The sequence below is a fragment of the Clavibacter sp. genome, from assembly GCF_014802555.1.
Classification (GTDB): Bacteria; Actinomycetota; Actinomycetes; order Actinomycetales; family Microbacteriaceae; genus Clavibacter; species Clavibacter sepedonicus.
Genome location: NZ_JAAVCB010000067.1, coordinates 44,811 through 56,481 on the forward strand (window position 1 = coordinate 44,811; position 11,671 = coordinate 56,481).

The window sequence follows — 11,671 nt, forward strand, 5'->3', positions numbered from 1 at the left end:
TGCGCGATTCCTGGCTGATGGTGCTGGAGGTGAGGAGGGGGTCATCCCGTGATCGCGCCCTCGGCGGCCGAGTGCACGAGCTTGGCGTACTTGGCGAGGACTCCGCGCGTGTAGCGCGGCGGGAGAGGTGCCCACCCCTCACGGCGGGCGGCGAGCTCGGCCTCGTCGACCAGTAGGTCGAGCGTGCGAGCGGCGATGTCGACGCGGATCCGGTCTCCATCGCGCACGAAGGCGACGGGACCTGCGTCCACCGCTTCGGGAGCCATGTGGCCGATGCACAGTCCGGTTGTGCCGCCTGAGAATCGACCGTCCGTCAAGAGTAGTACATCCTTGCCGAGGCCGGCTCCCTTGATGGCGCCCGTGATGGCGAGCATCTCGCGCATGCCGGGGCCGCCCTTGGGGCCCTCGTAGCGGATGACGATGACGTCGCCCTTCGAGATGCGGCCCTCGGTGAGCGCGTCCATGGCGGCGCGCTCGCGCTCGAAGACGCGGGCCGGGCCCTCGAACACGTCGAGGTCGAAACCGGCGGTCTTGACGACGGCGCCCTCGGGGGCGAGCGAGCCGTGCAGCACGCTGATGCCGCCGGTGGCGTGGATGGGGTCGTCCATCTTGCGGATGACCGTGCCGTCGAGGTCCGCGAGGTCCATCGCCTCGAGGTTCTCGCGCATGGTGCGGCCGGTGACGGTCATGACGTCGCCGTGCAGGAGGCCCGCGTCGAGCAGCGCCTTCATGACCACGGGGACGCCGCCGACGCGGTCGACGTCGTTCATGACGAAGCGGCCGAACGGCTTGAGGTCGCCGAGGTGCGGCACGCGGTCGGCGATGCGGTTGAAGTCGGACAGCTGCAGGTCGACCTCGGCCTCCCGCGCGATGGCGAGGAGGTGAAGGACCGCGTTGGTGGATCCGCCGAACGCCATGACCACGGAGATGGCGTTCTCGAACGCCTCCTTGGTCATGATGTCGCGCGCGGTGATGCCCTTCGCGATGAGGTTGACGACGGCCTCGCCCGAGCGGTGCGCGAAGTAGTCGCGGCGGCGGTCGGCGCTCGGCGGGGCGGCGGATCCCGGGAGGCTCATGCCGAGGGCCTCGGCGACGCTCGCCATGGTGTTCGCGGTGTACATGCCGCCGCAGGCTCCCTCGCCCGGGCAGATGGCCTTCTCGATGCGGGTCAGGTCCTCCTGGCTCATCGTGCCGGCCTTGCACGCGCCGACGGCCTCGAAGGCGTCGATGATGGTGACCTCCTTCTCCGTGCCGTCGGAGAGCTTCACCCAGCCGGGGGCGATGGATCCCGCGTAGAGGAACACGGAGGAGAGGTCGAGGCGGGCCGCGGCCATGAGCATGCCGGGCAGCGACTTGTCGCAGCCAGCGAGGAGGACGGATCCGTCGAGGCGCTCGGCCATCATCACGGTCTCGACGCTGTCGGCGATGACCTCGCGCGAGACGAGCGAGAAGTGCATGCCCTCGTGGCCCATCGCGATGCCGTCGCTGACGGAGATGGTGCCGAACTGGAGCGGGTAGCCGCCGCCCGCGTGGACGCCCTCCTTGGCGCCCTGCGCGAGGCGGTCGAGGCTGAGGTTGCAGGGGGTGACCTCGTTCCAGGAGCTGGCGACGCCGATCTGGGGCTTCTCCCAGTCCTCGTCGCCCATCCCGACGGCGCGGAGCATGCCCCGCGAGGACGTGGCCTCGATCCCGTCGGTGACGTCGCGGCTCCGGGGCTTCATGTCGATCTCAGGCATGGCATGAGTTTATGTCCTGCCGTGGAGCAGTCCCGGCCTCCTGGGGCGACGTGCGGGCCCGCGTGCGGGTCAGCCGATGCCCGGGGGCAGGCGGGCCGCGTCCGCGTCGCCGTCGCGGCCGTCGGGACCCGGGACCGCGGTCGTCGGAGCCAGGTGCGACTCCGCGTCACGGGGCCCCGCGCCGCCGGTGACGTGGCCCGCCTCCTCGGCGGCGATGTTCTCCGCGGAACCGACGGGCAGCGTCGACGCGTCCACCTCGTCGGCCTCGCGCAGCTCGTCGTGCGCACGGTCGATCGCCTCCTCGAGCTCGTCGACGAGGAGGTCCTCGCGGAGGAAGTGGCGGAGGCGGTAGCCCGCGCGGCCGACCATGTGCGCGGATATCGGCGCCGTGAGCATCTGGAAGAGGAGCACCGGGACGAGCATCGCGACCGTGCTGAGGCTCTGCGACTGCAGGGCGAGCGCCAGGAGCACGAGGATCACGCCGAGGATCTGCGGCTTGGTGGCCGCGTGCATGCGGGCGAGCGGATCCGGGAAGCGCAGGAGCCCGACGCCCGCGGCCACCGAGAGCACGCCGCCGAGGATGAGGAGCACGAGGCTCACGACGTCGAGGGCGTCGGCAAGCGGGCCGGACACGAGGATGCCGTTCACGACGGGTCCTGCTTCGAGACGTAGCGGGCGACGGCCACCGTGGCGAGGAACGCGGTCATCGCGAGCACGAGCATCACGGGCACCGTGCGGGTGTGGCCGTTGTAGACCATCTCGGCGCCGAGCACGCAGATGAGCGTGGTGAGCAGCACGTCGGACGCGATGATCCGGTCGAGGATGCTCGGGCCGCGAACGATGCGCACGAGCGCCATCGCGGCGGTCGAGAAGAACAGGGCGCCGACGACGACCCAGCCGACCTGCATCACGATGCTCATGCGAGCTCCTCCCCCGTGGTGGTGATGAGCCCCGCTTCGAGGTCGCGGTCGCGCACCAGCTCGTGCGCGCGCTGCGTGCGGGTCTGCAGCAGCGGCTCGCGGCCGGACTCGCGCCGGTCGCGGTTGACGCGCCACACGTCGTCGGCGGTGCCGAGCGTGAAGACGATGCGGCTCTCGACCTGCAGGGTGGTCTCCCGGACGCGCTCCACCTCCTCCGGCGTGGAGGTGCCGAGCGCGTGGAGGTAGAGGATCGAGCGCTCCCGGTCGGCCTCGACGACGATCGAGCCCGGCACGAGCGACACGAGCTCGGCCGTGAGCGTCATGACGAAGTCGCTGCGGGTGTGCAGGTGCACCGCGATGACCGAGTTGACCGGCACGCGGCGCCAGTCGAAGGCCATGGCGGCGACCTGGAACGACGCGCGCACGAGGTCGACCGCGAAGTGGCCGAGCAGGATGGCCGCCCAGCGGATGTCGAACCGGCCGGACAGCTCGACCGGCGGCAGGTAGAACACGCGCGTGACGAGCAGCGCCAGGACGATGCCGGTGACCACCGAGATCACCGTGACGTGGCCCCAGAGCAGGAGCCAGAGGATCACGAGCCAGACGAGGAGCGGCAGCTGCACGAGGAGCGAGAGCCGCTCGGCGCGGGCCCTGGCCTTGCGGGGGCTCATTCGACGCCTCCCGGGAAGACGGTCTCGACGTAGCCGAGCTCGCCGGATCCGTTGCCGGACCCGGGGCCGGTGAGGCTCTCGCCCGCACGCTCGGCGAGGGCGTACACGGGACCCGCGAAGACGGTGAGCGTCACGCTCACGACGACCATGCCCGCCGTCGCGCCCGTCATGAGCACGGGCGTCTTCCGCACGGTCGTCACGGCCTCGCCGCCCGGCCGCTCGGAGAGCTGGTCGAGCAGTGGCGACTCGTAGTCCTCGACCTCCTCGGCGCCGCGCCAGAACGCCATGTTCCAGACGCGGGCGAGGGCGTAGAGCGTGAGGAGGCTCGTGGCGGCGCCCGCCGCGATGACCGCGTACGTGAGCCAGCCGCCGACCTCGGCACCCGAGTCGAAGAGCGCGACCTTGCCGATGAAGCCCGAGAACGGGGGGATGCCTCCGAGGTTGAGCGCGGGGATGAAGAACAGGATCGCCATCACGGGCGCCGCCTTGAGCAGGCCGCCGAGCCTGTTGATCGAGGTGCTGCCGCCCGTGCGCTCGATGAGGCCGGAGGCGAGGAACAGCGTCGTCTGCACGACGATGTGGTGGATCACGTAGTAGATGGTCGCGGTCATGCCCGCCACCGTGTTGAGCGCGATGCCGAAGATCATGTAGCCGATGTGGCTCACGAGCGTGAACGAGAGCAGCCTCTTGATGTCGGCCTGGGCGACCGCGCCGAGGATGCCGATGACCATCGTGAGCGCCGCGACCACCATGAGCGCCGTGGAGAGCTGGTCGGTCGGGAACATGACCGTCTCCGTGCGGAGGATCGCGTAGACGCCGACCTTGGTGAGGAGCCCCGCGAACACCGCGGTCACGGGCGCGGGCGCCGTCGGGTAGGAGTCCGGCAGCCAGAACGACAGCGGGAAGACGGCCGCCTTGATGCCGAACGCGACCAGCAGCATGATGTGCAGGATCAGCTGCACGTCCGGCGGGATCTCGTCGAGCCGCACCGAGATCTGCGCGATGTTCACCGTGCCGAGCGCGCCGTAGATCATGGCGATGGAGGCGAGGAACAGCATCGACGAGACGAGGCTCACCACGATGTACGTGACGCCCGCGCGGATGCGCGCCTCCGTGCCGCCGAGCGTCAGCAGCACGTAGCTCGCCACGAGGAGGATCTCGAACCCGACGTAGAGGTTGAAGAGGTCGCCCGCGACGAAGGCGTTGAAGACCCCCGCCGCCAGGATCAGGTACGTCGGGTTGAAGATGGACACCGGCGTCTCGCCGTCGCCGTCCTCGAGGCCCTGGCCGATCGAGAACATGAGCACGGCGAGCAGCACGATCGACGAGATCAGCAGCATGAGCGCCGACAGCCGGTCGACCACGAGCACGATGCCGAAGGGCGCGGCCCACCCGCCGACCTCGACGGACTGGCCGCCCTGCTGGTCGACGAGCACGAGGAGCACGGCGCTGAGCGCGACGACGATCACGAGCGCGAGCACCGAGACGGCGACCTGCAGGCGGCGCTGGCGCGCGGCGACGAGGGCAGCGGCCGCACCCAGCAGCGGCACGAGCACGACGAGCGGGATGAGCGTCTGGAAGATCGTCATCGGTCGTCCCCCGTCCGCTTCTCGGCGCGCTGCGTGCGGAAGTCGCGGTCGTCGTCGTCGGCGGAGTCGTCGATGGCCTCTTCCAGGTCGGATCGGTTGTCGCGGAGCTTCCGGGCGGACGCGATCGCGGCCTCGGCGTTGGTGCCGAACTCGGTGTCGTCGTCGTCGGGGACGGTCGGCTCCTCGCCGAGTCCCGTGCGGGGGCCGCGCATCGCGAGGTCGTCCTCGTCGTCCGTCACCACGTCGGCGTTGGCCAGCCGCCAGGAGCGGTAGATGAGCGCCATGAGGAAGGCCGAGACGCCGAAGGTGATGACGATGGCCGTGAGGATGAGGGCCTGGGGCAGCGGGTCGGCGTACTCCGACGGATCCACGTCCGGGTCGTAGATCGGCGCGAGCCCCACGCGTCCGGACATGATGAGGATGAGGATGTTGGTCGCGTTGCCCACCAGCAGGAAGCCGAGGAGCACGCGCGTCATGCTGCGCTCGAGCATGAGGTAGATGCCCGTGGCGTACAGCGCGGCCATGATCACGATGAGGGTGACGGAGACGCTCACACGCTCACCCCCTGCTCGGTCTCCATGCCGTCCGCTCCCTGCTCGACCGTCCGGTCGCTCTCCACCTGGCGGTCGACCTCCGCGCCGAGGCTGCGGAGCACGTCGAGCGTGAGGCCGACGACGACGAGGTAGACGCCGACGTCGAAGAAGGTGCTCGTGACGAACTCGACGTGGCCGACGAAGGGCACTTCGGTGTCGATCCACGTGGAGGTGAGCGCGTCGGCGCCGAAGACCAGCGGGACGACCGCCGTGCCGACCGCGAAGACGAGGCCCGTGCCGAGCACGCGTCCGGCGTCGACGGGCGCGGCGGCCCCGAGCTCGTAGCGGCCGCCCGCGAGGTACCGCGCGACGAGGGCCATGCCCGCGAGGAGCCCGCCGGCGAATCCGCCGCCCGGCAGGTTGTGGCCCGCGAACAGCAGGTAGACGGACACAACAATGAGGCTGTGGAAGAGGAGCCGGACGACGACCTCGAGGAGGATCGACCGGTTCTGCGGCGCGAGCGTGCGGCCCGCGAGGAGCCACGGGCTGCGCTGGTCGCGGTGCGAGTCCGTGACCGCGTCGCGCGCGTCCATGCGCGGCCCACCGACGCCGTGCTCGACCTCGAGCGGCGCCTCGGCGCCCTGCGGGTCGCGCCGTCCGGCGAGCCGCGCGATGAGGCTGCGGCGCGACGGCGCGGTGAGGCGCGGCAGGGAGTCGGTGCGGCGGTTGAGGAAGATGAGGCTCGCGACGCCCGTGGCCGCGACGATGAGCACCGAGATCTCGCCCATGGTGTCCCAGCCGCGGAGGTCGACCAGCGTGACGTTGACGACGTTGCTGCCGTGGCCCTGCTCGTATGCGAGGCGCGGGAACTCCAGCGAGATGGGCGACGCGACGCGGGCGCCGAGCGCGACGACCGCGACGGTGGACATGAGGGCGGCGACCGCGATGCCGATGGAGGCGCGCCAGATCGGGTGCACCGACCGGTTCCGCTCCCCCAGCCGCACGGGCAGGCGGCGGAGCACGAGGACGAAGGCCACGAGCGTGATCGTCTCGATGAGCACCTGCGTGAGCGCGAGGTCGGGCGCGCCGTGCAGGGCGAAGAGCGCGGCCATGCCGTAGCCCGTGACGCCCACGAGCACGACGGCCTGGAAGCGCTTGCCTGCGCGGGCGGCGGCGATCGCGGCGACGATCATCACGACGCCGATCACGGGCTGCGCCGGATGGTCGAAGGGCACGGCGGTGGTCGGCCAGGAGCGGTTGAGCGCGAGCGCGGATCCGACCGAGCCGATGAGCACGAGCAGGATCACGCCGAGGTAGAACGGCAGCGAGCCGCGCTGGGTGGTCGCGGTGGTGCGCGCGGCGACCCGGTCGATGAGCCGCATCGACGCCCAGTAGATGCGGGCCGCGTCGATCCAGGACGGCACGCGCGACTGCAGCGCGAAGACCCCGTCGCGGAGGCGGAACATCGTGAGGCCGACCACGAGCGTGCCCGCGGAGATGAGGAGCGCCGGCTCGATCCCGTGCCAGAGCGCGAGGTGGTACGTGTGGTCGGGCTCCCCGGAGGCGCCGGCGCTCACGGCCGGGAGCGTGTCCGCGTATCCCGCGATCCAGCCGTCGACGGAGGAGGCGAGGAACCCGAGCACGAGGCCGGTGACGGCGAGCACGGCCGGCGGCACGAGGAAGTCGAGGTGCTCGTGCACGGGCTGGACCTCGGCCACGCCCCGCTTGCGGGCGAACGCGCCCCACATGAAGCGCGCGCTGTAGGCGACGGTGAGGCAGGAGCCGACGGAGACGCCGACGAGCGCGACCCAGCCGAGCCCGCCGCCCTGCTCCGCGTCGGTCAGGAGCGCCGTGAGCACGGCCTCCTTCGCGACGAAGCCGAGGAAGGGCGGCAGGCCCGCCATCGAGGCGAGCGCGAGGGCCGCGATGACCGCGAGCACGGGGGCCTTCCGGCCGAGCCCGCTGATCTTGCGGAGGTCACGTGTCCCGGCCCGGTGGTCGACGACGCCCACGACGAGGAACAGGGTCGCCTTGAACAGCGCATGCGCGAGCAGTAGGGCGACGCCCGCGAGCGCGGCGTCGCGCGTGCCGTAGCCGACCACCACGGTGAGGAACCCCAGCTGGCTGACCGTGCCGTACGCGAGGACGAGCTTGAGGTCCATCTGCTTCAGCGCGCGCCAGCCGCCGACGAGCATCGTCGCGACGCCGAGCGCCACGAGCAGCACGCGCCAACCGGGCACGTCGGCGTAGCCGGGCGCGAGGCGCGCGATGAGGTAGATGCCGGCCTTCACCATGGCGGCGGCGTGCAGGTACGCGCTCACCGGGGTCGGCGCGGCCATGGCGGCGGGCAGCCAAAAGTGGAACGGCACGAGGGCGGACTTCGAGAGCGCGCCGAGGAGGATCAGCACGATCGCGACGGGGATCAGCGGGCCGCCGGGCGGGTCGGCCACGAGCGCGGCGAGGCTCGTGGTGCCCCCGGTGACCGACAGGATGACGAGGCCCACGAGCATCGCGAGCCCGCCCGCCGTGGTGACGAGGAGCGCCTGCAGCGCGGCGCCGCGGCTCGCCTTCTTGCCGGTGTAGTGGCCGATGAGGAGGTAGGAGAGGACGCTCGTCGCCTCCCAGAAGGTGAAGAGCACGAAGACGTCGTCGGCGAGGACGAGACCGAACATGACGCCCGCGAACGCGACGAGGAGCCCCGCGAACCGGCCGAGGCCCTCCTCCGAGCTGCGGAAGTAGCGCGCGCAGTAGAGGAGCACCAGGGCGCCGACGCCCGTGACGACGAGGGAGAGGAGCCAGGACAGCGCATCCATCCGCATGTCGAGCGTGATGCCGAGCGACGGGATCCACTCGACGCGCTCGACGACCTCGCCGTCGGGCAGCACGGTCGGGCCCTGCGCGATCGTGTAGGCGAAGGCGGCCGCCGGCACGAGGGCGGCGACGACGAACGCGCGCACGCCGAGCACGCGGGCGAGGAGGGGGATGCCGACGGAGGCAAGCAGGAACACCGCGAGGAGGACGATCACGTGCGGTCTCCTCTCGCGAGTCGGCTATTTCCCCAGTCTACCTGAGCCCTACCTGAGAGACCGGGGCGGCCGCCTCAGTCGGGATGGACGGCCGGCTCGGCGCGGAGGTCGGCGAGCACCTGGAGCACGCGCGCGACGTCGTGCGGGCCGTCGACGCGGAAGTCCGCCGCCGTGGCGCCCGTGCCGCTCTTGAGCCCGAGGTCGCCGGCCTGGAGCGCGGCGAACGCGTCCTCGTCGGTGACGTCGTCGCCCGCGTAGAAGACGGCCGTCGCCTCGGCGTACCGGCGCAGGTGCTCGACCGCCTCGCCCTTGGTGGCGTGCCGGACGCTGAACTCCAGCACGTCCTTGCCCGAGCGCACCTTGAGGCCCTCGACCTCGGCGTGCGCCTCCTGCGTGGCGACGAGGTGCGCGATGCGGCTGTGCTTCTCGGTGGCGAGGCGCGTGTGGAGGGCGAAGCCCGCGGGCTTCTCCTCGATCCAGACCTCGTCGAGCGAGTCGGCGACCTGGCCGAGCACGTCGGACAGCACGCCGCGCTGGGCGAGCTCGCCCTCGTCGAGGGTGAGCTCGATGTCGTCGGTGTCGAGGCGGATCTCCACCCCGTGCGACCCGACGAGCAGCACGTCGTCCGGCAGGTCGGCCACGGCCTCGAGGCTCCGGAGCGCGCGACCGGACACGAGCGCGACGCGCGTCCGCGGCAGGGCGAGCAGCGCGAGCACCGCGGCGCGGGCCTCGGGGACCGCGCGCGCCTTCTCGGGGTCGTCGACCTCCGGGGCGAGCGTGCCGTCGAAGTCGAGCGCGACCAGCAGGCGCGGGGTGCGCGCGAGCTCGGTGAGCGCCTCGAACAGGCGGCCGGGGAACCCGCGGCCTCCTTTGGCCTGGATGTCGGTGGTCAGCTCGGCCACGCGCGCTACCAGCCCTCGTCCATGAGCGGCTCGACGACCTCTTCGTCGGGTCCCTCGTGGATCGAGGCGGCGTGCGTGCGCCCGAGGTCGGCGAGGAACGAGCTCGACCAGGCCGTCACGTCGTTCTCGAACACGCGCTTGCGGAGCGACCGCATGCGCTTGCGCTGCTCGGCCTTCGGCATCTCGATGGCACGGAGGATCGCCTCCTTGAGGCCCTCGATGTCGTGCGGGTTCACGAGGAGCGCGGCCTTCAGCTCGTCCGCGGCGCCCGCGAACTCGCTGAGCACGAGCACGCCCTCGTTCGAGTGCTTGGTGGCCACGTACTCCTTGGCGACGAGGTTCATCCCGTCGCGGAGGGCGGTGACGAGCATGACGTCGGCCGCGAGGCAGAGCGCCACCATCTCCTCGCGCGGGTACCCGTGGTGCAGGTAGCTGATGGCGGTGTGGCTGATGGAGCCGTAGTCGCCGTTGATGCGGCCGACCGTGAGCTCGATCTCGTCGCGGAGCTGCTTGTACGTCTCCACGCGCTCGCGGCTGGGGCTCGCCACCTGCACGAGCGTCGCGTCCTCCACCGTGACGCGGCCCTCGGCGAGGAGCTCGCCGAACGCCTTCAGGCGGTGGCCGATGCCCTTCGTGTAGTCGAGCCGGTCGACGCCGAGCAGGATCGTCTTCGGGTCGCCGAGATCCGCGCGGATCTGGCGGGCGCGCTCCTGGATGGCGGGGTCCTTGGCCATCTCCTCGTAGCTGCGCGCGTCGATCGAGATCGGGTAGTGCTTGGCGACGACCTGGCGCGTGCGCAGCTCGCGCACGGGCTTCGACGGCTTCGTGCCGGGGACGGTGAGCGGGATGCCGCCGCGCACGGGCACGTCGACGGTGGATCCGCGGGTCGTGTACCCGAAGAGCCGCCGGACCGCGCGCGTGAAGTTGCCGGCGTCGGCGACGCGCTGGAAGCCGATGACGTCGGCGCCCAGCAGCCCCTCGATGATCTGCGTGCGCCAGGGCAGCTGCGAGTAGATGCCGTAGGGCGGGAACGGGATGTGGTTGAAGAACCCGATGGTGAGGTCCGGCCGCTGCTCGCGGAGCATCTTCGGCACGAGCTGCAGCTGGTAGTCCTGGACCCACACGGTGGCGCCGGGCGCGGCGGCCTTCGCGGCGGCGTCGGCGAAGCGCTGGTTGACCGTCACGTAGGTGTCCCACCACTCGCGGTGGTAGCTCGGCTGCGCGATGACGTCGTGGTACAGCGGCCACAGGGTGTCGTTGGAGAAGCCCTCGTAGTACTCGGCGAGGTCCTGCTCGGTGAGCGTGACGGGGATGATCGAGATGCCGGCGTCGACGAACGGCTCGACGTCGTGGTCGGCGATGCCCGGCCAGCCGACCCACGCGCCCTCGTTGGCGCGCATCACGGGCTCGAGCGCCGTGACCAGGCCGCCCGGCGAGTGCCGCCAGGAGGTGGTGCCGTCGGCCGCGACCACGCGGTCGACGGGGAGGCGGTTGGACACGACGACGAGGTCGTAGGCGCCGGGCTCGACGTCGCCGTCGTGCGCGTCGGCGGTTCTCGGCTCGGTCGTCGGCTCGGTCGCGGAGGGCGTGGATGAGGGTGGCGGAGTCACGGTTCCCGTCTCGGTTGCGCAGAGCTCTGTGGTACCTGCTCGGTGGGTCCAGGGTACCAGCCTCACCCCGGCCTGACCGGGGGTCTCTCGTCCGTCGGCGTCACATCCGGAGCACCGCGCGGGCCGCGTCGTGCAGCGCGTCGCCGTAGGACGGTCCGTGCGACGCGGCGTGCACGGCGAGCGGATGCAGCTGGTGCAGCGGCATGCGGGCGCGCCAGCCGGCGCCGAGGGATCCGGTGTCCGCGTACGCGCCGAGGACGTCGTCGATGCCGGGGCAGCCGAAGAGCGCGAGCATCGCGAGGTCGGTCTCGCGGTGGCCGCCGTGGGCGGCCGGGTCGATGAGGACGGCACCGGTGTCCGTCCACTGCACGTTGCCCGACCAGAGGTCGCCGTGGATCCGCGCGGGCGGCGCCGGGTCGTCGAACCGGCCGTCGGCGGCGAGGTCGCAAGCCCGCTCCACGTCGGCCGCCTGCGCGGAGGTCGCGTTGCCGGCGTCGACCGCGCGACGGAGGTACGGCAGCACGCGCTCGCGGGCGTACCAGGCGCCCCAGCCCTCCCCCGGGTCGTCCCCGGCATCGGCGCCGGCGAGCACCGAGAGCGACTGTCGGCCGATGAAGGCCGGGCCGTCGAGCCCGGCGGGCGGGGACCCGAAGGCGGGCGCGCCGGCGTCGTGCGTGACGGCGA

General features: G+C 71.8%; 10 protein-coding genes. All 10 read right to left on the reverse strand.

Annotation, left to right across the window (positions count from 1 at the left end; genetic code table 11):
* Positions 1-41: 41 nt before the first annotated feature.
* Positions 42-1,736, reverse strand: a complete 1,695-nt coding sequence (gene ilvD / locus HDR73_RS07555; RefSeq protein WP_012298791.1) for a dihydroxy-acid dehydratase — start codon at positions 1,734-1,736, stop codon at positions 42-44.
* Between the two features lie 69 nt (positions 1,737-1,805).
* Positions 1,806-2,384: a monovalent cation/H(+) antiporter subunit G gene (mnhG, locus tag HDR73_RS07560; protein ID WP_012298790.1), complete on the reverse strand. Its 579-nt coding sequence runs from the start codon at positions 2,382-2,384 to the stop codon at positions 1,806-1,808.
* The gene (locus tag HDR73_RS07565; protein WP_012298789.1) at positions 2,381-2,656 is read right to left on the reverse strand and encodes an MrpF/PhaF family protein; all 276 of its coding nucleotides are present in this window, start codon (positions 2,654-2,656) and stop codon (positions 2,381-2,383) included. The genes mnhG and HDR73_RS07565 overlap by 4 nt, the downstream gene beginning before the upstream one ends.
* Positions 2,653-3,327, reverse strand: a complete 675-nt coding sequence (locus tag HDR73_RS07570; protein WP_012298788.1) for a Na+/H+ antiporter subunit E — start codon at positions 3,325-3,327, stop codon at positions 2,653-2,655. The genes HDR73_RS07565 and HDR73_RS07570 overlap by 4 nt, the downstream gene beginning before the upstream one ends.
* A complete protein-coding gene (locus HDR73_RS07575) occupies positions 3,324-4,916 on the reverse strand; it encodes a Na+/H+ antiporter subunit D (RefSeq protein WP_012298787.1) in 1,593 nt (530 codons plus the stop codon). The genes HDR73_RS07570 and HDR73_RS07575 overlap by 4 nt, the downstream gene beginning before the upstream one ends.
* Positions 4,913-5,470 (reverse strand): Na(+)/H(+) antiporter subunit C, encoded by a 558-nt coding sequence (locus HDR73_RS07580; protein WP_012298786.1) that lies wholly within the window; start codon positions 5,468-5,470, stop codon positions 4,913-4,915. Before HDR73_RS07580 ends, HDR73_RS07575 begins: the two co-directional genes overlap by 4 nt.
* Complete coding sequence (locus HDR73_RS07585; RefSeq protein WP_041464499.1) at positions 5,467-8,475, reverse strand: Na+/H+ antiporter subunit A; 3,009 nt, start codon at positions 8,473-8,475, stop codon at positions 5,467-5,469. The genes HDR73_RS07580 and HDR73_RS07585 overlap by 4 nt, the downstream gene beginning before the upstream one ends.
* 74 nt (positions 8,476-8,549) lie before the next feature.
* Complete coding sequence (gene otsB / locus HDR73_RS07590; RefSeq protein WP_012298784.1) at positions 8,550-9,377, reverse strand: trehalose-phosphatase; 828 nt, start codon at positions 9,375-9,377, stop codon at positions 8,550-8,552.
* Positions 9,378-9,382: 5 nt separating this feature from the next.
* Positions 9,383-10,987, reverse strand: coding sequence for an alpha,alpha-trehalose-phosphate synthase (UDP-forming) (locus HDR73_RS07595; RefSeq protein ID WP_012298783.1), 1,605 nt, complete (start codon positions 10,985-10,987; stop codon positions 9,383-9,385).
* A 100-nt stretch (positions 10,988-11,087) separates the two neighbouring features.
* A partial coding sequence (locus tag HDR73_RS07600; RefSeq protein WP_287136300.1) for a fructosamine kinase family protein occupies positions 11,088-11,671 on the reverse strand: 584 nt, incomplete at its 5' end.

Bases quoted from the DNA above. Each gene is read 5' to 3' on its own strand.
- ilvD (WP_012298791.1), bottom strand. From the start codon at position 1,736: ATGCCTGAGATCGACATGAAGCCCCGGAGCCGCGACGTCACCGACGGG.
- HDR73_RS07565 (WP_012298789.1), bottom strand. From the start codon at position 2,656: ATGAGCATCGTGATGCAGGTCGGCTGGGTCGTCGTCGGCGCCCTGTTC.
- HDR73_RS07570 (WP_012298788.1), bottom strand. From the start codon at position 3,327: ATGAGCCCCCGCAAGGCCAGGGCCCGCGCCGAGCGGCTCTCGCTCCTC.
- HDR73_RS07575 (WP_012298787.1), bottom strand. From the start codon at position 4,916: ATGACGATCTTCCAGACGCTCATCCCGCTCGTCGTGCTCGTGCCGCTG.